Below are 20,371 nucleotides of genomic sequence, written 5' to 3'. Positions count from 1 at the left end.
TTCTAGCCCGACCGGAAATAGCGTACGGCCTCGTCACGTTCAAACAGATACAGCAACAAGCGCAACGCTTCGCCGCGCGCCTTTTGCAAATCCGGATCGCGATCAACAATCAGCCTTGCATCATCGCGTGCAATCGCCAGCAAATCCCCATGAAGCTCCAGATTTGCCAGGCGGTATTCCTGAAGACCGCTTTGCCGCGTCCCCAGAACCTCGCCGGCGCCGCGTAATTTCAAATCTTCCTCGGCAATTACAAAGCCGTCTTCGGTTTCGCGCATGATTTTAAGGCGTGATTTCGACACCTGACCAAGCGGACTGCCATATAGCAGCAAACAGGTGGATGCTGCATCACCACGCCCGATGCGGCCACGCAGCTGATGGAGCTGTGCCAGACCAAAACGTTCTGAATGCTCGATCACCATGATGGTTGCCTCGGGGACGTTCACCCCGACTTCGATAACCGTTGTCGCAACCAGGATGGACGTCTCGCCATGGGCAAAACGCTCCATGACCTCGTCCTTTTCCTTGCCCTTCATCTTGCCATGAACAAGGCCGACACGGCTTTCACCAAAAAGCTCCACCAACACACGATAGCGTTCTTCCGCTGCTTGCAGATCCAGCACTTCTGAATCCTCCACCAGCGGACACACCCAATAGATCTTTGTGCCGGTACGGATCGCGCGCCCAATGCCGGAAATCACATCATCGACCTTGTCGATCGGAAGCACGCGCGTATCCACCGGCTTGCGACCGGGCGGTTTTTCGTCAAGACGCGAAACTTCCATATCGCCGAACGCGGTCAGGGTCAGTGTCCTTGGGATCGGGGTTGCCGTCATCACCAGCACATCCACGGCCTGACCTTTGCCCGCCAGCATCAATCGTTGATGCACACCAAACCGGTGCTGTTCGTCGACCACGGCAAAGGCAAGGTCCCTGAACACCACGTCATCCTGAAACAGTGCATGTGTTCCGACCGCAATCTGGACTTCGCCACTTGCGAAACCTTCCAGCGATGCCTTGCGGGATTTTCCCTTGTCCCGTCCGGTCAGGATTGCGCAACTGACCCCGATCTTTTCAAGCAAGGGGGCAATCGTTTCAAAATGTTGCCGGGCCAGAATTTCAGTCGGGGCCATCAATGCTGCCTGACGCCCGCATTCGACCGCATTCAGCATCGCCATCAGGGCAACCACTGTCTTGCCCGAACCAACATCCCCCTGCAAAAGACGCAACATGCGACCTTCGCTTGCCATATCGGCATAGATGTCCGTTAACGCGCGTTGCTGCGCGCCTGTCATGGCAAAGGGCAGGTGGCCCGCCAACGCATCACGAAGCGCGCCATCCCCCTTGGTCACACGTCCGCCAAGCTTGCGCATCTTGGCGCGGATAAGTGCAAGGGCTAGCTGATTTGCCAGCAATTCATCATAGGCCAGTCGTTTGCGCGCCGGATGATCGGGCGACAGATCTGTGTCATCTTGCGGATTATGAACAATATTCAGGGCCGTTTTAAGGTCCGGCCATTTATGGCGCGCAACAAGTGCCGGATCATGCCATTCCGGCAAGTCGGGCAGGGTGCTAAGGGCTGCGCGTGCGGCTTTGGTCAATGTTTTGCCGGTAACGCCAGCAGACATCGGATAGACCGGCTCAACCGTTTGAATTTCGTCACGTTCGGCCTCTGTCCCGATCCGGTCGGGATGGGTAATCTGATATTCGCCGCGATAATGATCAATTTTTCCCGAAACAATGCGTTTTTCGCCCACCGGCAAAACGTCATTCAGGTATTTTGCGCGTGCATTGAAAAACGCCAGAACCAGCGTGCCGCTTTGGGTTTTGCAAATCACACGGTAAGGACGGCGGCGGTTGGGCGAAGGATCATGTCGCTCGACCCACACATCCATTGTTACGACCGACCCGTCAATTGTTTCGCTTAACGGCGGGGATAAGCGACGATCAATGATCCCGGATGGCAAGTGCCATAGTAGATCGGCTACATGTTCTCCGCCAATCAACCGGGCAACAAGCGGCTTTAACCGTGGACCAATGCCCGGCAGGGCGTCGATTTCAGCAAAAAGCGGGAACAGAATTTCCGGGCGCATGACGGTTTTGGTTGCAACTTTTGATGAGAACGTTAATAGAACAATTGCGTTTATGGCACGGGTATACAACAAAATTATCGCGGGACAACCGGCAAGTCACCAATTGATGCAAATTCAGGTGATCGGCACCATGGACCCGGATCGTATTTTACCGTAAAAACCATGCCACAGAATTGCAGACAGCCGGCCCTCCCGCCGGGCGGCTATCAAAGAGTTAAATCAGGAGATCGACCATGACTGACAACATTTCGGAACTCGAAATGCGTCGCAAGAAACTGTTGTTCCGGGGCGGCCATCGCGGCACCAAGGAAAACGATATCCTGATGGGGCGTTTCATGGAAAAACACCTGAGCACCCTGACCGAAGAACAGCTTGATACGTTCGAAGCACTGATCAACGAAGTACCGGATGCAGATTTCTTCAAATGGGCAACCGGCAAGGAACAAGCGCCAGCCCAATATGACACGGATGTTCTGCGGATGATCCGGGAACTTAGCAACGCCTGATAAAGCATTGAGTAAAATCAAAGAAATCATATCGACCAAAGGTCGGAAACGTGTTGGTGGTGTCCCGGAAGGGGCCGACGCCCTGATCCTGCGTGAGTTGCTTGACGCTGCCGGAACCAACCAGACGGTTCTTCATATTGCGCGCGATGACAAACGCATGTCGCAATTGGCAGAAGCGCTTAGGTTTTTTGCCGGCGAAGTCGACATATTGACGCTTCCGGCCTGGGATTGCCTTCCCTATGACCGGGTATCCCCGATCGCGGAAGTAACCGCACGGCGTATCGAAACCCTAACCACCCTGGCAGAGGGCACAAAACCGGCCGCCGGGCAGGGTCGTATTGTGCTTACAACCGCGGCGGCCGCCATCCAGCGTGTCCCGCGGCTTGAAGTAATGCGCAAGGGTAAACTCGCCTTCAAGGCCGGATCGGAATATGACCGGTCTGAACTGACCGCCTATTTCGAACGCATGGGATATAACCGCGCCGAGCAGGTGATGGAACCGGGCGACTATGCCGTGCGCGGCGACATTGTCGATATCTTTGCACCGGGCATGAAAGAACCTGTGCGCCTTGATTTCTTTGGGGATGAAATTGAAAGCATCCGCCGCTTTGACGTTGAAACACAGCGCACCGTTGGCAAGGTCAAGGAAATCGCCCTGTTGCCGGTGGGCGAGGTATTCCTTGATCCCGACAGCATTTCACGGTTCCGAAGCGGTTATCGCGAATTGTTCGGCGCGGTTTCGCAAACAGATCCGCTATACGAGTCAATTTCAAACGGCCTGAAATATGGTGGCATGGAACACTGGTTGCCACTGTTCCATGACGGGCTTGATACGATCTTTGCCTATCTGCCAGATACCATCGTCACACTGGATTACCAGTATGGTGAGGTCATCGAAAACCGCCTTGAAATGATTGACGATTATTATCAGGCACGTCTGAATATCAAAGGCGGCGGTCTTTCGGGTGATAATGTCTATAAGCCCGTTCCGACCGAACGGCTTTATCTTGATCAGGCCGAATTTGACCGGATGCTGGCAGATCGCGTCGTTCTTGAATATTCGCCATATTATGACGATGAAAACCCGGAGCGCGGCATCTTTGACCTTGGTGCACGGGCGGGGCGTGATTTTGGTGACGTGCGTGCGCGTGCTGATACCAACCTTTATGACGAACTACGCGATTTCATCACGACCCAGCGCGGCAAGGAAAATCAGGTTGTCATTGCGGCCTATTCCGACGGGTCACGTGATCGTATGGTATCGCTTCTGCGCGAACATGGGGTTGGCAAGGTTGTCACATGTGAATGCTGGGAAGATATCACTGACGATTTGACCCATGAACATGTTGCGGTCGTCATCCTTGATATTGAACGCGGTTTCCGTCGTCAGGGCCTGTGGTTTGTAACCGAACAAGACATCCTCGGGGATCGCATGAGCCGTCCGGGCGGTCGTCGCCGCAAGGCGGACAACTTCCTGCGCGAAGCATCCGAAATCTCCGAAGGTGATCTTGTTGTTCACCTTGAACACGGTATCGGGCGTTATCTTGGCCTCAAAACCGTGACGGCGGGTGGCGCACCGCATGATTGTCTTGAGCTTGAATATGATGGCGGCGACAAGCTGTTTGTCCCGGTCGAGAATATCGAAGTCCTGTCGCGTTACGGCTCGGACGAAGGCATATCAATCCTTGATAAGCTGGGCGGCGTTGCCTGGCAGGCCCGCAAGGCCAAGCTGCGCGAACGTATCCGCGACATGGCCGGCAAACTGATCAAGGTTGCCGCCGAACGGCATCTGCGCAAAGGTGCGCAATTGCAGGCACCCGAAGGAAGTTACGACGAATTCTGCGCAAGCTTCCCGTTCGCCGAAACCGAAGACCAGGCACGTGCCATCCGCGATACACTTGATGACCTTGCCGCTGGCAAGCCGATGGATCGTCTTGTCTGTGGTGATGTCGGCTTTGGCAAGACCGAGGTTGCCATGCGTGCGGCCTTTGCTGCGGTAATGTCTGGTAAACAGGTCGCCATTGTCGCACCGACCACCTTGTTGTGTCGTCAACATTACCTGAACTTCAAGCAACGCTTTGACGGGCTTCCGGTTCGGGTCGAACAGCTTTCGCGCCTGGTTACCGGCAAGAATGCCAAACTGGTCAAAGACAACCTTGAAAGCGGACATGTTGATATCGTCTGTGGTACCCACGCGTTGTTGGGCAATGGCGTGCATTTCAAGGATCTTGGTCTTCTGATCATTGATGAAGAACAGCATTTCGGCGTGAAACACAAAGAACGGCTGAAAGAACTGAAATCAGACGTGCATGTGCTGACCCTTACCGCGACACCGATCCCGCGGACGCTGCAATTGGCCCTGACCGGGGTCAAGGAACTGTCGATTATTGCCACGCCGCCGGTCGACCGCCTGGCGGTTCGTACATACATTACGCCCTATGACCCGGTGGTTGTTCGCGAGGCCATCCTGCGCGAACGTCATCGTGGTGGTCAGATTTTCTATGTCTGTCCGCGCGTGAACGAACTTGAACGGGTGGCCAAGGAACTCGAAAACCTGGTGCCGGAAATCAAGTTCGATGTTGCCCACGGTCAGATGGGCGCCCGCGATCTTGAACAGGTGATGACTGATTTCACCGATCGCAAATTTGATCTTTTGCTTGCGACCAACATCATTGAATCGGGTATCGACGTTCCCAACGCCAATACCATGATCATCCATCGTGCGGATATGTTTGGTCTGGCACAGCTTTATCAGTTGCGCGGGCGGATTGGCCGTTCAAAACAGCGTGCCTATGCCTATCTCACACTTCCGAACGGCAAGAAACTGACGGCAACGGCGCTGAAACGTCTTGAAGTCATGCAGACACTCGACAGCCTTGGCGCCGGGTTCAACCTTGCCAGCCATGACCTTGACATTCGCGGGGCAGGGAACCTGCTTGGCGAAGAACAGTCCGGTCATATCAAGGAAGTCGGGATCGAGCTGTATCAGCAAATGATCGAAGAAGCCGTGGCCGAGGCCAAGGGCGAAATTGATGCTTCCGAAGATGCAAGCTTTGTCCCGCAGATCAATATCGGTATGCCGGTTCTGATCCCGGATCGCTACGTGCCGGACCTTGGCGTGCGATTGGGTCTTTATCGCCGGATTTCCGAATTGCGATCACGCGAAGAAGTCGACCAGTTCGCGGCCGAGATGATCGACCGGTTTGGCAAATTGCCCAAAGAAGTCGAAAACCTTCTGGATGTGGTCACGATCAAGCAATGGTGCCGTGTCGCCAATATCGAAAAGCTTGATGCGGGCCCCAAAGGTGCACTGATCACGTTGCGCAATAACGAATTCCCGAACCCGGCCGGATTGATCGGTTTTATCCAGCAGCAGGTTGGCGTTGCCCGCCTGCGTCCTGACCACAAGATTGTCTATTCAGCTGGCTGGGATGGACCGACAGATCGGCTGGAAGGCCTGAAAAGACTGATGAAGCGGCTTTCCGATATTGCCGTCGCAACTTAAAGAAAAGGCGGGTAACAAACTGTTATCCCGCCTTTTTTGTTCGTTTCATTGGCTGATCAGGCCGGTATTTCTTCCTGTCGTGCAAGACGGATCATCCGTTGCAAAATGTCGGGTTCCTGTGCCCCGGACAAGGCATGACGGCTGTTAAACAGGAAACAGGGAACACCTGTTACACCCATTTGATGGGCCACACGATTTTCCTGTCCGACAAATTCCCGATCCATATCACCGGCAAGATATTCAAGAATTTCATTTCGGTCTTCGCCATGGCGGACCGCGATATCGGCTAAAAGTTCATGATCGCCAATGTCCTGGCCTTCCAGGAAATAGGCGACAAACAGATCTTCGACCAGCGCATTGCCAACAGCCGGGCGTTCCGCGCACATCTTGTAAATCAGGCGATGGGAATCTGTTGAATCGGGCGTGACCTTGATCTGGTCAAATTTGAAGTCAATGCCGACAGCAGCCCCGGCATCTTCTATTGCCTTATAGACCCGTGCAGCACTTTCTGATCCGCCGAACTTTGCCGACAAATACAGTTTGCGGTCGATGCCGCCACTGGGCATGTCCGGGTTCAGAAGGAAAGGGCGCCACGTGATCATCAACTGATCAAGCTTTTCGCGTGCCAGCGCCTTTTCCAGTCGCTTTTTACCGATGTAACACCATGGGCAAATCGTATCGACAATGGCCTCGATCCGGATCGGTGCCGTTGTTGTTTCACTTTGTCCGATTTGCCAGTTCATGATGCTATCCATTCAAAAACGATGTTCCCGCCGCAAGTGGCGCAATACCAAGGTGATCGGCAACCGTTTGTCCGATATCGGCAAACGTTTCCCGCAAACCGAACGGACCCGGTGCGATCGCCGGACCAAAGGCCATGATCGGCACAAATTCGCGGGTATGATCATTCCCGCGCCACGTGGGGTCACATCCATGATCGGCGGTGATAATCACCAAATCGCCGGGTTTGAGGGCCGCGCGCAATTCAGGAATTCGTTTATCGAACTCCTCAAGCGCGTTGGCATAGCCCGCAACATCGCGACGGTGACCGAATTCCATATCGAAGTCCACCAGGTTGGTGAACACAATGCTGTTATCAGGTGCGTCGGCAATTTCGGTCATCATGGCGTCAAACAGGGCCATATTGCCCGATGCCTTGACCTTCTTGGCAATACCGCGATGGGCATAGATATCGGCGATCTTGCCAACTGAAATGACCTTGCCACCGGCATCGCTGAACCGGTCAAGAAGGGTTGGTTTGTGCGGGGGAACGGCAAGATCACGGCGGTTTGCAGTCCGTTTGAAATCAGCCGGGCTTTCACCGACAAACGGACGGGCAATCACGCGACCGATATTATACGGCTCGACCAGTTTGAAGGCGATTTCGCAAACTTCATAAAGTCGTTCAAGCCCAAAATGTTCTTCGTGTGCGGCAATCTGAAACACACTATCGGCCGAGGTATAGCAAATCGGCTTTCCGGTACTGATGTGTTCTTCGCCCAGTTCGGCAATGATCGTCGTACCAGATGCGTGACAATTGCCCAAAATCCCCGGCAGATTGGCCTGTTCAATCAGGGCATCGGTCAATTCCGCCGGGAAGGTCGGAACCGTCATCGGAAAATAACCCCAGTCAAAATCGACCGGCACACCGGCAATTTCCCAGTGACCGCTTGGCGTATCTTTACCGCGCGACAGTTCCTTGGCATGGCCAAACGCACCAATCATCGCCCCGCCATGATCAAGTCCCGGCGGCACACGACCGGTTGCATCGCGTGCAGCTTCGCCAAGGCCAAGAGCAACCATGTTCGGGATATTGAGCGGACCGCTACGCTGATCGTTATCAGCCAGGCCCTTGGCACAATGTTCGGCGATATGTCCGAGCGTATCAGATCCCTGATCCCCGAACTTCGATGCATCCGGTGCAGAACCGATACCGAAACTGTCCGCTACGATGATAATGGCACGTGCCATGGATATTTTCCTTCAAACCAGAAGCTGCGAAAACCTGTGTCGCAGATAGTCAGTCGTCTTAGTAATTGCCAGTCGCCGCGGGCGCATCCGAAGGTTTCGACCCGCAGGTTTCAAGCAGGGCGGTCAAAACCCCGCTGGCACCAAAACGGAACGTTTCGGGTTTTGCCCATCCGTCCCCCATGATGTGGTCGGCGATTGCGATATACAGTGCGGCGTCATCGGTTGTCTTGACCCCGCCAGATGCCTTGAAACCGGCGTCAATGCCGTCTTCTTCTTTGGCATCCCGAATGGCCGTCAGCATTGCCACAGCCGCTTCTGGCGTGGCACCGACGGGAACCTTCCCAGTTGAGGTTTTGACGAAATTGGCCCCGTGCCTGATCGCAAGGCGGGCGGCATCATAGACCTTGGCAAGGTCGTCAAACTCGCCGCTTTCAAGAATGACCTTCATGGTGGTCATCGTGCCGCACGCCATCCGGGTCGCATCAACAACATCGGCGGCAATCGCTGCATCCCCGCCAATAAAGGCCTTATAGGGGAAAACAAGATCGACTTCATCCGCACCCTTGGCAACGCAATCGGCTGTTTCATCGCCAACGCGCTGGGCATTGGTGCCACCTTCGGGGAAGTTCACAACAGTCGCCGTCTTGACCCCGGACTGTCCCAGCGCCCGCCAGGACGTTTCGATAAAGGGCGCATAGACACAAACCGCGGCTGTATTGCCCTCGGGTGTTTGGGCGCGCTTGCACAGGGCTTCGATGACCTCTGGCGTGTCATCATCATTCAGACTGGTCAGGTCAAGAACGGAAATGGCACGACGTGCAGTATCGGCGTCAGCTACTGCTTTTTTGCGGGCAGCGGCAATCACGTCGGAAACAGTTTTCGGGTCGAACATCGGAATATCCTTGCAACGCGCATCGCGCGACTTGTCGGTTTTAGGTGTGCACACCAGACAATCTGGCATCGAATGGTGGCAAAAGTCGGTTCACTTAATGCATCTGGCATTAAAGATAAAGACGGATCGTCCAATCGCCAAGAAGGTATCCAACCTTACCCCGGCAATCAATCGATCCGTCCAAAACACAGTTTCAATCAAAACAGCAGAACTGCCTGACAACTGCCGTCAAAAACCCTATTTCGACAGCAGCAATTGTCCTTCGCGGCCGGGCAGCGGCCTTTCACCGGCGACCGAACACAAATAGCCCCCCGGCACTACAAGGCGGATACCAAGGCGGGAATAGAGGATTCCGTCCGTGCGGCTTGAAAACGGCGTTTTCTGACCGGTTTCACAATCCAGCACATAACCCAGTTCCTGACCGGCCTTAACCTGTGCGCCGGCTTCAACGGAAAAGACAACCATGCCACCATGAACCGCAGCAACACGATCAACACCGGAAAGCGGCGTCGCATCACATTTCGGTTCGGGCAGGGGCCCCGGATCCCCGGCAACAAGACCGCGGCGCTGCAGGAACTTGAACATGTTCAGGGCATCTGGGATGGCATATTCATCATAAACATCCCGGTCACCGCGCAATTCGATTGTTGTTGCCAGGGTCGCCATCGGGATCGGGAACTGATCACCATAGGCACGGCGCAGCTCGACCCACGGGCGGCTGAATGCTTCATCAAACGGGTTGTCACCACTGATTTCGGCAATCAGGGAACATTCCGATCCGATCTGTGCGGAAAGGTCGGCGGCATCGGGCCAGTTATGGTCACTGATATAAAGATGCATCGGCGCTTCCCAGTCGCAATGCAAATCCAGGACATAGTCCGCATCGATCGCCAGTTCGGCAAGCGTAAGGCGCAAATCCTGCAAATCGGTCAGCGGACTTACATCCTTGCGGTGTTGCGCAATCAGTTTGCGAAGTTCGGCCCGGATCAGTTTGACGTTCGCATCGGCATCCTGACCGAGTTTGCCGTCAACGGCAGCAATAAGCGCAGGGCTGAGATCCGGGTAATGGCGATTGAAATTCTGGCCGCTGCGCAGTTCAAACCGGCCAAGCGGCTTCATATCGACATATTGGGTAAGACCGATCGGGTTGGCAAACGGAACAACAACAATCTCACCGGTGATTTCACCCTTGGCATCGGCTTCTTTCAGCAATGCTTCAAGATGATGAAGGGTTATGACACCGGGCAACTCGTCTGCATGCAATGCTGCTTGAAAATAGGCTTTCGGACCGGCTCCGGCCTTGCCATAGCGGCGCACGGTAAGGGCGCGTGACGTGCCCATTTGCGGGCGAACGAGTTCAATGCGTTCTTCTTGCATTTTGGTTTCCTGAAAAATGGTGGCGTGGGGCAAAACAGCCCGGACGGAAACAGATCATCACCAAATTTCTGGCATATGATTGTTACCGGCTTCCGGGCCGTTTGAGTATTCAAATTCAGTCAAGGTCAGGTAGGTAGCGCCTTGGTATTTGCTGAATGCTTGTCTTTGCGGCGCTCATTCCGGCGCAGGTATCGCTCCATGCCCTTGAAGCCAAAGGTCAGCGTATAAACAATGATCAGATAGATCACGCCAGCCGAAATAAACGCTTCATAGGGAAGGGCGGTTCGCGCAACGATTTTACGCGCGGCACCGGTAAGCTCCATCATGGTGACGGTAGATGCCAGTGACGTCGCCTTAAGGGTAAATATCACGTCATTGGTGTAAGCCGGCCAGATCATTTGCCACATCCGCGGGAAGATAATCCGCCGATAGGTGGTCCAGGGTGTCATTCCGCATGCACGCGCAGCTTCGAGTTCGCCACTTGGGACGTTCTGAATGCCACCGCGCATGATTTCAGCAACATAAGCCGATGTATTGAGCACAAAGGTCAGAAGGCAATACCAATAGGGATTGCGAAGATAGACCCAGCTCCAATGATCCTGAATGCCGTCAATGTTCGAAATCAGCTGTCCGACGCCATAATACATCATGAACAGCTGCCCGATCAGGGGTGTGCCGCGAAACACATAGATGAAGGCAAAAGGAACGGCCTGGACCCAGACTTTTTTGGACACGCGCGCCACCGCAAGCGGAATGGCCAAAATCGTTCCAAAGGTAACCGAGATTACCAGCAGCTCAATCGTCAGCAAAAAGCCACGCCAAAGCCAGGTATCATATTTGCCAAGAACGTAAATCAGATCTTCAAACATATCTTAGGCCCTCGCGATACCGCGGGCAGCCCGCTTTTCAAGATAGTTGAAGGCAATAAGCGAAACTGTTGTAAATGAAAGAAACATCAGCATCGCCACAAGATAGAATGTAAAGGGTGCCTTGTCCGTTCCGGCTCCGATTGCCGCCTTGCGCATGATTTCTTCGACACCAACAACCGAAATAAGGGCGGTGTCCTTGATCAGCACTTGGAACAGATTGTTAAGCCCCGGAAGCGCAAAACGCCAAAGCTGTGGCAACTTGATGCGCATAAAGATTTGCCGTGGTGTCATGCCACATGCCGTGGCGGCCTCGATCTGGCCAACCGGGATGGATTGCATGGCAGCACGGAAAACTTCGGATGCGAAAGCACCCTGTACCAGTGCAAGGGCGGCGACACCGGACCAGAATGCCGGAATATCGACACGGGTTTCTTCGCCGGAAATCAGTTCGGCAATGTTCTGAACGGCAATCGTGCCGCCAAAATAGATCAATAAAATAACAAGAAGTTCGGGGATACCGCGAATAAGAACGGTGTAGCTTTCCCCGATAATGCGCAACGAGCGATAGCGTGAAAGTTTCGCTGATGCGCCCAGCAGACCAATAATGATCATGAATGGCAAAACGGTAAGGCAAAGCTGAACTGTAACCAGTCCCCCTTCAAGCATCTGCCAGCCGCGGCCGTATAAATCGAGCATGGTGTCTCCAGCTTTCCTTGATGTCGCAGGCGTTTCAATCCCCTAAAAAGAAACACCAGACAACAATAAGGGCGGGGCGGCACAGTGATGCCGCCCCGGAAAAATCAACAGATCAATTCGGGTGCAGATTGATCGTCGGGAAATACTTTTTGTTCAGCTCGGCATAGGAGCCGTTTTCAAGCATTTCAGCCAGTGCCTTGTTGAAGATCTCTTTGAGATCCTGGTCTTCCTTGCGGATACCGATACCAGCGCCATCGCCGAACCATTCGCTCGGTGCGAACTGGTTGGAAACAAAGCCGTAGCCTTTGCCTTCGTCGGATTTCAGCCAGTCTTCAAGCGTACCGGAGTCAGCCAGGGTGGCATCAACACGACCGGCAGTCAGGTCAAGAAGTGCTTCGTCCTGGGTGCCGTACATACGGATTTCGACAGACGGGAAGTTGTCTTCCAGGAAGTTTGCGTGGGTCGTCGAACGCTGTACGCCAACGACAAGACCGTCAAGTGCGTCTTCGACGACTTCACCATCTTTGTACGCTTCGATGCTCATGCCGTCTTTACCAACGAAAACAGCCGGAGTGTTGCTGTAATAGTCGGAGAAGTCGATAGAGCGTTTGCGCTCTTCGGTGATCGACATCTGAGCAATGATCGCGTCATATTTTTTCGCCAGAAGACCCGGGATCATGCCATCCCAGTCCTGGGCAACGATTTCGCATTCGATTTTCGCGGTTTCGCAAAGCTTGTTGGCGAAATCAACGTCAAAACCGATGAGTTTGCCGTTCTCGTCAACCATGTTGAACGGAGGGTAGGCACCTTCGGTTGCAATCACAACCTTTTCCCACGCCGCATTTGCTGCAGATGCGCTCAGTGCAATACCAATAGCGGCAGCCGAAGCAACCTTGATCCAGTTTTTCATTCAAATTCTCCCTTGTAAATTGGAATGGCGCACAACCTCTTGCACCCATTCACGCGACCGCCCCCAACAGAGGCAGCCTGCCCATATCAGAAATCGCGTTGAAGGAATTGCTTCATACGTTCCGATTTGGGGTTCTCGAACACATCAGTCGGGTTTCCGAATTCTTCAACCCGGCCCTGATGCAAATACATCACGTGGCTGGATACCCCCTTTGCGAAGCCCATTTCATGGGTCACCACCAGCATCGTGCGGCCTTCTTCGGCCAAATCTGTCATTACCTTAAGCACTTCCCCGACCAGTTCGGGATCAAGTGCGGAAGTCGGTTCGTCAAACAGCAGGACTTCAGGTTCGATCGCAAGGGCGCGGGCAATCGCCGCACGCTGTTGCTGACCACCTGAAACATGGCCCGGGTAATAATCGCGCCGCTCATACATGCCGACTTTCTGAAGCAGCGCGTCTGCGCGCTCGATCGCTTCCTTTTTCGGCACACCCAAAACATGCACCGGTGCTTCGATAACATTTTCAAGAATGGTCAAATGGCTCCAGAGATTGAAGCTCTGAAACACCATTGCCAGTTTGGTACGGATGCGCTGAAGTTGTTTTTTGTCCGCGGCTTCCTGCGAACCGTCCTTCAATGTCTTCATGCGAATAAGTTCGCCATGGACATGGACTTTACCCGCATTCGGGGTTTCAAGCAGATTGATGCACCGCAGGAACGTACTTTTGCCCGAGCCAGAGGAACCGATAATCGAAATCACGTCCCCAGTATGCGCCGTCAGGTCAATTCCCTTGAGGACTTCGTGATCCCCAAAGCTTTTGATCATCCCTTCGACCTGCAGGGCGGGTATGTTTTTGCTCATAGCGAGTGAAAAGTTTCCCTGTTGAGAGTCTGAATTTTGTTCGTCTTAGCATCATCGAAACGATGCTCCCCCACAAGACACGCCATAAATGCGCCTCTCATCGCGACAATAATTGCCTATCGACGCTGCGTATTTCCACTGATTTTTTGCAGTTTTATGAATAAAGGCAATATTTCAAACGCTTAGCCATTCCAATTGGACAAATACCCGCAAACATCGTGCGCCGCACCCGCATTTTACGCAACAAAACACCACGTCCGATTTTGCCATTTGTGCACCTGCACCAGACTCTTGGGATATATCCCGACAAAATCCCAAGGAACGGCAACCGGATCACACAAAAAACGCCATCGTTCGGGATCAGGAACGATGGCGTCAATTTGATGCGCGGGCAGGGGACTTCTGTCCGGATCCTATTTGTTTTCCCGAACAGATTTCAGGAAACCAAGGACTTCCTCGCGAAGCCGCTGGGCCAGCTCACGCATCTCGCGCGATGATGTCAGAAGGGAGTTGGCCTCTGTGCTGACCATATTGGACGCATCCGATACCGCTGAAACGTTTTGCGAAACTTCCTGTGTACCCGATGCCGCCCGCTGGACACTGTCGGCGATTTCACGGGTGGCGGCACCTTGTTGCTCGACAGCGGCTGCAATGGCATTGCAGAACTCGTTGATCCTTTCAATCGTCGTGGAAATTGACCCGATTTCTGTCACCGAGCGGTTAGACGATCCCTGAATGCCGTCAATCTGGGTTTGAATGTCGCCCGTTGCCTTGTCTGTCTGATTGGCCAGTGACTTGACCTCGCCGGCGACCACGGCAAAGCCTTTGCCCGCGTCACCAGCACGTGCGGCTTCGATCGTTGCGTTTAGAGCAAGGAGGTTGGTTTGTCCGGCAATGTCCTGAATAAGCCCGACGACCTGACCGATGCGTTCGGCGGCCTCTGCCAGTTCTGTTACGGTCGCCGTGGTGTTGTTGATGCCATTCACAGCTTCGGTTGCAACATCAATCGATTGGGTTACCTGCGCGCCGATTTCACGAATGGCTGCTGACAGTTCCTCCGTGGCAGAGGCAACAGCCTGAACGTTTTCGGTCGTGATATTTGCTGCATTTGAAACCGCGGCAGCACGGCTGGTGGATTCTTCGGCATTGGCTGAAAGCTGGGTCGCAACCGACTGGGTTCGTTCAGCCGCATCGGCAACCGTTTCAACGATCGAAAGCACACTTTTTTCGAAATTGTCGGCCATCTGATCAAGTGCACGTTTGCGTTCCAGTGCAGCCCGCTGTGTGGCCTGTTCATTTTCATGTGCGAGGCGTTCGACCTCGGCCGCATTGTTCTTGAACACAAGGACTGCTGCTGCCATCGCCCCGATTTCATCTTTCAGCTCCGTTCCGGGGACATCGACATCCTTTTCCCCCTTGGCCAGGCGGGTCATGGCGGATGTCATGCTTAGCACCGGACGCGAAACCCAGGTGCGTACCAGAACACCCATCAGCCCCATGATCGCCAGTACGGCAATGATCGCCGTGATGATGGCGGTATAGCGAAACTCGGTCAGCGATGCATATGCCGCATCCCGATCAAGGGCAAAGCCAAGATACCAGTTCACAGAAGGCAACCCGTCGACCTTGAAGAAGGTAAACAATTGCGGACCACTTCCTTCAAGAACGCTTTGCATGCCTTCTTCGACGGTCGGGGTGTTTTCAGGGAAAACTTCGGCAATCGGTTTAAGCGTGAAATCTGCATTGGGGTGGATCAGGACGGTGCCCTGATCATTGACAAGGAACCCGTATCCGATCCCGCCCAGATCGATACTGCGAACCAGATCGCCAAGAATGGAGATGTTAATATCACCACCCACCACGCCAAGCAGTTTCGAACCGTCAAATACCGGGGTTGTTGCCGTAACAATAAGCTGCCCGGTTGAGGCATCGGTGTAGGGTTCGGTAAGGGTACTGTCACCGATTGCCACCGCATCACCATACCATGGGCGTTTGCGCGGATCGTAATCGGGCGGCAGCTCGTCTGGCGGGTTCATCGTCATCACGCCATCGGCGCTGCCGAAATAGGCATAAATAAACGACTCAGCAAGCGCCTGGCCGCTGGCGACTTCACGTACGGCTTCAGGCGAGCTGTCCCGAGCGATGTTGTTGGCAAGGCTTTCGACCAGAAGACGACGGCCATCAAGCCAGTTGGCAATCCCCGCCGTCGCAAGCGATCCGCTTTCGGTCAATTTTGACTGCAACGCGCTCTGGATCGACGTTCGCTGCTGGTAATCAAAATACAGGATAAAGGCAACAAACGTCGCAACGACGATCATCGCCGCTGCAAGCAAGATTCTACTGCCGATATTCAATGACACTGCGCCGCCCTCCGAGACACCATGGTTTCTAGAGACGTTGTAACGTCTTCATGTCATTACAAGCGTTTGTATCGCGGTCTTTAAATTTAAATCAGAATAACGTGTTTTAGTGGCGTCAAATGCACGCAATAGAACCATTCAACGAAAGTCGCATAAGTTCTGAGACCAACATCACTTTCCAAGTGCCTTGTTTTAGTTATTGATTATAGATCACATTGCCTTCAACCTTTGGTTTCCCCATATGTGGAACTGTCTTGGGGGCAACGTCACATAAGTACCGATAAACGGAGGAAATAGATGAAACGCGCATTAATTGCAGGGATGGCGGTCGCGTTTGCGTTTGGGAGCACAGCTGCTTTCGCGCAGGATCGCACCGGTTGGCCTGATAGCTTCACCGTGGGCACCGCTTCTCAGGGCGGCACATACTTTGCCTATGGTTCGGGCTGGGCAAACCTTGTCGCTGAAGAACTCGGCATTTCCGGTGGTGGTGAAGTCACCGGTGGTCCGATGCAGAACATGGCACTGGTCCATACTGGTGAAGCCGCATTTGGCATGACCACGATGGGACCGGCTGCAGAATCGCTGGCCGGGACCAACCCGATTGCACCGGGCGTCCAGATGACCAACGCTTGCGCAATGTTCCCGATGTATCAGACGCCGTTCTCGATCACCGCATTGGCATCGTCGGGCATCGCATCGGTTGCCGACATTCCGGAAGGTGCGAAAATCGGTTTCGGCCCGGCCGGTTCGACATCCGATACCTATTTCCCGCGGATGCTTGAAGAACTCGGCGTGAAATTCGAACGCCGTAACGGCGGCTGGTCTGATCTTGGTGGTCAGCTTCAGGATGGCCTGCTTGACGTTATCGCATTCGCCGCCGGCGTCCCGGTTCCGGCTGTCAGCCAGCTGGAAGTCCAGACCAAAGTGAACATCATCGAGTTCACCGAAGCAGAACAGAAACAGATCATGGATGCCTTCCCGGTATCCGAGTTCGACATCGCAGCTGATACCTACACCACTTTGACCGCACCGGCACGTTCGGTTTCGATGTGGAACTTTGCGATTGCCAACTGCGATCTTCCTGAAAGCTTCGTTTATGCCGCAACCGACGTTGTGATGTCGGACAATGCCCGCATGGTTTCGATCCACCGTGCGGCCCGTTCGACGGTTCCGGAAAACTGGAACAAGAACAAAGTCATGAAATGGCACCCGGGTGCAGCCAAATGGTTCAATGAACATGGCGCATCCATCCCGGCTGACATGATCCACTAAGTCAGCCCGATCTGATATCGCAAGGCGGGTCATCGCAATGGTGACCCGCCTTTGCTCAATCGCCGTAAAGAAGCTTGCCAAAAACAAATGACCAAAGAGTGCGGGGAAACCTTATGACCGAACCCAATAAACCTGATGACGACCATCTCATCGCCGATGGCGTTGACGAGGAACCGGTTGAACAAAACCGACGCCTTTTTGAAGGGCGCGGCCTTACTTTCATTACGATTGCTGCTGCGATTTATGCCGCGTTTCACATGCTGGCACTTAATGGCGTGTCGCTGTCGGGCATGACCGGTGGTTTGGTTAACCTTGCGTTTCTGCCTGATTTTCCGCTCGAAACCTGGAACTTCCGAATTGTTCACGTTGCCGGTGCGCTGGCACTTGGTTTCCTTTGGTATTCGGCCAACAAATTTGCGGATTCCCCGACCGGCCAGACGCCGCTTTTGGGTTATCTGTCCTACATTCTGCTGGTTCCGGCCTTTGTTGCCGTGGGAACCGCAATCAGTTTCGCCTTTGAAATCAACAATGGGGTGATGTGGAACGGCATTGATGCGCGCATCAAGTTCAATGAAACGTGGGTCTTTGGCGCGCCGCTTATGGCTGCGACAGTCGGCGGTATCGTTTTGTCCTGGTTCCACAAAACCACCAGAAACCGTTATTCGCCGCCAGACTTTGTCCTTACGGTATGCGGGCTTGCAGTCGCCATCTATCTGATTACGATTTATGGCACCTTGATGCGCAACTCGACCGGAACGCCGTTTGCGCCAATCGGAATTTCGATTGCTGCGATTTCCGGAACATTGCTGATTATGGAATTGACCCGTCGTGTCGCCGGGCTTGCGCTTGTGATCATCGCAACGATTTTCCTCGTGTACGTCTTTGTCGGTGAATTCCTGCCGGGCTTCCTGCAATCACCGGCCATCACCTGGCAGCGCTTCTTTAGCCAGGTCTATACCGATGCCGGTATTCTCGGACCGACGACGGCCGTTTCATCGACCTACATCATCCTGTTCATCATCTTCGCAGCCTTTCTTCAGGCATCCAAAGTTGGCGACTATTTTGTTAACTTTGCCTTTTCGGTCGCCGGAAGGGCGCGGGGCGGTCCGGCCAAGGTCGCGATTTTTGCATCCGGTTTGATGGGCATGATCAATGGCACATCGGCCGGTAACGTTGTGGCGACCGGTTCCTTGACCATCCCGTTGATGAAAAAGGTCGGCTATCACAAGAAAACCGCCGGTGCGATTGAGGCCGCAGCATCGACTGGTGGCCAGATCATGCCACCCATCATGGGGGCGGGCGCCTTCATCATGGCCGAGATTACCGGCATTCCTTATACCGACATTGCGATTGCCGCGGTTATTCCTGCCATCCTTTATTTTGTATCGATCTATTTCATGGTCGATTTCGAAGCCGCAAAACTCGGCATGCGCGGTATGAAGGAAGAAGAACTGCCGCGCTTCAACACGATGGTCAAACAGGTTTACCTGTTCCTGCCGATCATCATATTGATCATTGCACTGTTCCTTGGATATTCGGTTATCCGTGCCGGCACGCTGGCGACGGTTGCGGCCGTCGTGGTCAGTTGGCTGACACCAAACCGGGTCGGTGTTCGCGCCGTTGCCAAGGCCTTTGAGCTGGCCGGTGGCATGTCAATTCAGATCATTGCTGTTTGTGCCTGTGCCGGGATCATTGTTGGTGTTATCGCCTTGACCGGTGTTGGCGCGCGGTTCTCGAACCTGTTGCTTGGTCTGGCAGAAGCATCCCAGCTTCTGGCACTGGTATTTGCCATGCTGATTGCCATTCTTCTTGGCATGGGCATGCCAACAACTGCTGCCTATGCCGTGGCGGCATCCGTTGTTGCACCGGGCCTGATTGAGCTTGGAATTGAACCACTTACCGCTCATTTCTTCGTGTTCTACTTTGCTGTGGTTTCGGCAATCACGCCGCCAGTTGCGTTGGCATCTTATGCCGCGGCCGGGATTTCGGGTGCCAATCCGATGGAAACATCGGTTGCGTCATTCAAGATCGGCATTGCGGCCTTTATCGTGCCGTTCATGTTCTTCTATAACGCTGCGATCCTGATGGAGGGCACATACCTTCAGATCGGGCAGGCGCTGGTTACGGCCGTTGTCGGCGTGTTCCTGCTGTCGGCAGGTGTTCAGGGCTGGTTCCTTGGCCGCAACGCGGTCTGGTTCTTGCGTATTGCCCTGATCATTGCAGCGTTGTTCATGATTTCCGGCGGTCTTGTCACCGATCTTATCGGTGTCGGAATGGCTGCGGTGATCTGGTTTGTTCAGCGTGTGATCAAACCAAAAGCCGGTGCGACTTTCCGTACCGGTAGTGCGGACTAAGCACCGCCCAATACCAAATTTAAACGACAAAAGCGCACCGGAAACGGTGCGCTTTTTCTTGTCTGAAATACAGGCCTTGGGAAATCAGTCCGATACTTTTTTCACAAACTCGGATTTCAGTCCCATCTGACCAATCCCGGGGATTTTGCAATCAATATCGTGATCACCGTCGACTAGGCGAATGCCTTTGACTTTGGTGCCGACCTTGACAACGGCCGAAGACCCTTTGACTTTCAGATCCTTGATAACACTTACCGTATCACCATCAGAAAGCGGCGTTCCGTTGGCATCCCTGACAGTTGTCTCGGATGAAGCATCGGCTGATGCAGACCATTCATGTGCACATTCCGGACAAATCAGGAGCTCGCCATCCTCATAGGCATAGGGCGATTGGCATTTGGGGCAGGGCGGTAACGCGCTCATTGGCGGACTTTCATTACGACGGTTTCAAAATCTTGCGAAAGGAGGCTACAGTTCGCAGAACAGTGACGACCGCGTCAAGATAAACAATATCCGTGCAGTCCGCATTCCATGGCTTCAAACCCCGAAATCCTGGCGAAATCGACAATTGTCATTTACCGGCGCGTATTTGGATATAAGTTGCCGCGGCAGTCGCAGGCGTCCGTATCCGCAATGTACCCGCCTTATGGGCTGGTGCAATTCCCACCCGCTGATACATGTCTGCGTTGCAGAATAGGAAGTGTGCGTT

Annotated in this window: 15 protein-coding genes; 4 read left to right on the top strand and 11 right to left on the bottom strand. The window is 53.8% G+C overall.

The genetic code is table 11. The annotated features are described in order from the left end of the window. Nucleotides 1–2 precede the first annotated feature (2 nt). Nucleotides 3–2,090, bottom strand: a complete 2,088-nt coding sequence (recG, locus tag AUQ42_RS10765; RefSeq protein ID WP_068519079.1) for an ATP-dependent DNA helicase RecG — start codon at nucleotides 2,088–2,090, stop codon at nucleotides 3–5. A gap of 233 nt (nucleotides 2,091–2,323) precedes the next feature. Here recG and AUQ42_RS10760 point away from each other — a divergent pair, with 233 nt between their 5' ends. Continuing rightward, the gene (locus AUQ42_RS10760; RefSeq protein ID WP_068519078.1) at nucleotides 2,324–2,596 is read left to right on the top strand and encodes a succinate dehydrogenase assembly factor 2; all 273 of its coding nucleotides are present in this window, start codon (nucleotides 2,324–2,326) and stop codon (nucleotides 2,594–2,596) included. Between the two features lie 7 nt (nucleotides 2,597–2,603). Continuing rightward, the gene (gene mfd / locus AUQ42_RS10755; protein ID WP_068519077.1) at nucleotides 2,604–6,101 is read left to right on the top strand and encodes a transcription-repair coupling factor; all 3,498 of its coding nucleotides are present in this window, start codon (nucleotides 2,604–2,606) and stop codon (nucleotides 6,099–6,101) included. Between the two features lie 56 nt (nucleotides 6,102–6,157). On the opposite strand, the gene AUQ42_RS10750 is transcribed toward mfd, so the two are convergent. The 9 genes from AUQ42_RS10750 to AUQ42_RS10710 form a co-directional block, all read right to left on the bottom strand. Beyond that, nucleotides 6,158–6,856, bottom strand: a complete 699-nt coding sequence (locus AUQ42_RS10750) for a DsbA family oxidoreductase (protein ID WP_228195470.1) — start codon at nucleotides 6,854–6,856, stop codon at nucleotides 6,158–6,160. After that, complete coding sequence (locus tag AUQ42_RS10745) at nucleotides 6,849–8,072, bottom strand: phosphopentomutase (protein ID WP_068519076.1); 1,224 nt, start codon at nucleotides 8,070–8,072, stop codon at nucleotides 6,849–6,851. The genes AUQ42_RS10750 and AUQ42_RS10745 overlap by 8 nt, the downstream gene beginning before the upstream one ends. Before the next feature lie 58 nt (nucleotides 8,073–8,130). Next, complete coding sequence (gene deoC, locus AUQ42_RS10740; protein WP_231856739.1) at nucleotides 8,131–9,018, bottom strand: deoxyribose-phosphate aldolase; 888 nt, start codon at nucleotides 9,016–9,018, stop codon at nucleotides 8,131–8,133. Nucleotides 9,019–9,201: 183 nt separating this feature from the next. Beyond that, a complete protein-coding gene (locus tag AUQ42_RS10735) occupies nucleotides 9,202–10,341 on the bottom strand; it encodes a succinylglutamate desuccinylase/aspartoacylase family protein (protein WP_068519075.1) in 1,140 nt (379 codons plus the stop codon). 125 nt (nucleotides 10,342–10,466) lie between these two features. Next, the gene (locus AUQ42_RS10730) at nucleotides 10,467–11,210 is read right to left on the bottom strand and encodes an ABC transporter permease (protein WP_068519074.1); all 744 of its coding nucleotides are present in this window, start codon (nucleotides 11,208–11,210) and stop codon (nucleotides 10,467–10,469) included. Nucleotides 11,211–11,213: 3 nt separating this feature from the next. Beyond that, the gene (locus AUQ42_RS10725; protein ID WP_068519073.1) at nucleotides 11,214–11,906 is read right to left on the bottom strand and encodes an ABC transporter permease; all 693 of its coding nucleotides are present in this window, start codon (nucleotides 11,904–11,906) and stop codon (nucleotides 11,214–11,216) included. A gap of 112 nt (nucleotides 11,907–12,018) precedes the next feature. Next, nucleotides 12,019–12,816: a lysine/arginine/ornithine ABC transporter substrate-binding protein gene (locus tag AUQ42_RS10720; protein WP_068519072.1), complete on the bottom strand. Its 798-nt coding sequence runs from the start codon at nucleotides 12,814–12,816 to the stop codon at nucleotides 12,019–12,021. 86 nt (nucleotides 12,817–12,902) lie between these two features. Further along, on the bottom strand, nucleotides 12,903–13,664 hold the full coding sequence (locus tag AUQ42_RS10715) for an ATP-binding cassette domain-containing protein (protein ID WP_206927795.1): 762 nt from the start codon (nucleotides 13,662–13,664) through the stop codon (nucleotides 12,903–12,905). Nucleotides 13,665–14,089: 425 nt separating this feature from the next. Next, nucleotides 14,090–16,036, bottom strand: coding sequence for a methyl-accepting chemotaxis protein (locus tag AUQ42_RS10710; RefSeq protein ID WP_068519070.1), 1,947 nt, complete (start codon nucleotides 16,034–16,036; stop codon nucleotides 14,090–14,092). A 297-nt stretch (nucleotides 16,037–16,333) separates the two neighbouring features. On the opposite strand from AUQ42_RS10710, the gene AUQ42_RS10705 reads away from it, so the two are divergent. Both AUQ42_RS10705 and AUQ42_RS10700 read left to right on the top strand, forming a co-directional pair. Next, complete coding sequence (locus AUQ42_RS10705; protein WP_068519069.1) at nucleotides 16,334–17,308, top strand: TAXI family TRAP transporter solute-binding subunit; 975 nt, start codon at nucleotides 16,334–16,336, stop codon at nucleotides 17,306–17,308. A gap of 113 nt (nucleotides 17,309–17,421) precedes the next feature. Further along, nucleotides 17,422–19,662 carry a TRAP transporter fused permease subunit gene (locus tag AUQ42_RS10700; protein ID WP_068519068.1) on the top strand — a complete coding sequence of 747 codons (2,241 nt, stop codon included), beginning with the start codon at nucleotides 17,422–17,424 and terminating at the stop codon, nucleotides 19,660–19,662. A gap of 84 nt (nucleotides 19,663–19,746) precedes the next feature. Here the strand turns inward: AUQ42_RS10700 and AUQ42_RS10695 are convergent, their stop codons facing one another. Further along, nucleotides 19,747–20,085, bottom strand: coding sequence for a zinc ribbon domain-containing protein YjdM (locus tag AUQ42_RS10695; protein WP_068519067.1), 339 nt, complete (start codon nucleotides 20,083–20,085; stop codon nucleotides 19,747–19,749). Nucleotides 20,086–20,371 lie beyond the last annotated feature (286 nt).

The organism is Thalassospira sp. MCCC 1A02491 (assembly GCF_001613785.1).
GTDB classification, from domain to species: Bacteria; Pseudomonadota; Alphaproteobacteria; order Rhodospirillales; family Thalassospiraceae; genus Thalassospira; species Thalassospira povalilytica.
Note: the sequence above shows the minus strand (reverse complement) of the source record. Positions and strands in the feature narration are given on the sequence as shown.

Bases quoted from the DNA above. Each gene is read 5' to 3' on its own strand.
- recG (WP_068519079.1), bottom strand. From the start codon at position 2,090: ATGCGCCCGGAAATTCTGTTCCCGCTTTTTGCTGAAATCGACGCCCTG.
- AUQ42_RS10760 (WP_068519078.1), top strand. From the start codon at position 2,324: ATGACTGACAACATTTCGGAACTCGAAATGCGTCGCAAGAAACTGTTG.
- AUQ42_RS10750 (WP_228195470.1), bottom strand. From the start codon at position 6,856: ATGGATAGCATCATGAACTGGCAAATCGGACAAAGTGAAACAACAACG.
- AUQ42_RS10745 (WP_068519076.1), bottom strand. From the start codon at position 8,072: ATGGCACGTGCCATTATCATCGTAGCGGACAGTTTCGGTATCGGTTCT.
- AUQ42_RS10735 (WP_068519075.1), bottom strand. From the start codon at position 10,341: ATGCAAGAAGAACGCATTGAACTCGTTCGCCCGCAAATGGGCACGTCA.
- AUQ42_RS10730 (WP_068519074.1), bottom strand. From the start codon at position 11,210: ATGTTTGAAGATCTGATTTACGTTCTTGGCAAATATGATACCTGGCTT.
- AUQ42_RS10725 (WP_068519073.1), bottom strand. From the start codon at position 11,906: ATGCTCGATTTATACGGCCGCGGCTGGCAGATGCTTGAAGGGGGACTG.
- AUQ42_RS10720 (WP_068519072.1), bottom strand. From the start codon at position 12,816: ATGAAAAACTGGATCAAGGTTGCTTCGGCTGCCGCTATTGGTATTGCA.
- AUQ42_RS10705 (WP_068519069.1), top strand. From the start codon at position 16,334: ATGAAACGCGCATTAATTGCAGGGATGGCGGTCGCGTTTGCGTTTGGG.
- AUQ42_RS10700 (WP_068519068.1), top strand. From the start codon at position 17,422: ATGACCGAACCCAATAAACCTGATGACGACCATCTCATCGCCGATGGC.
- AUQ42_RS10695 (WP_068519067.1), bottom strand. From the start codon at position 20,085: ATGAGCGCGTTACCGCCCTGCCCCAAATGCCAATCGCCCTATGCCTAT.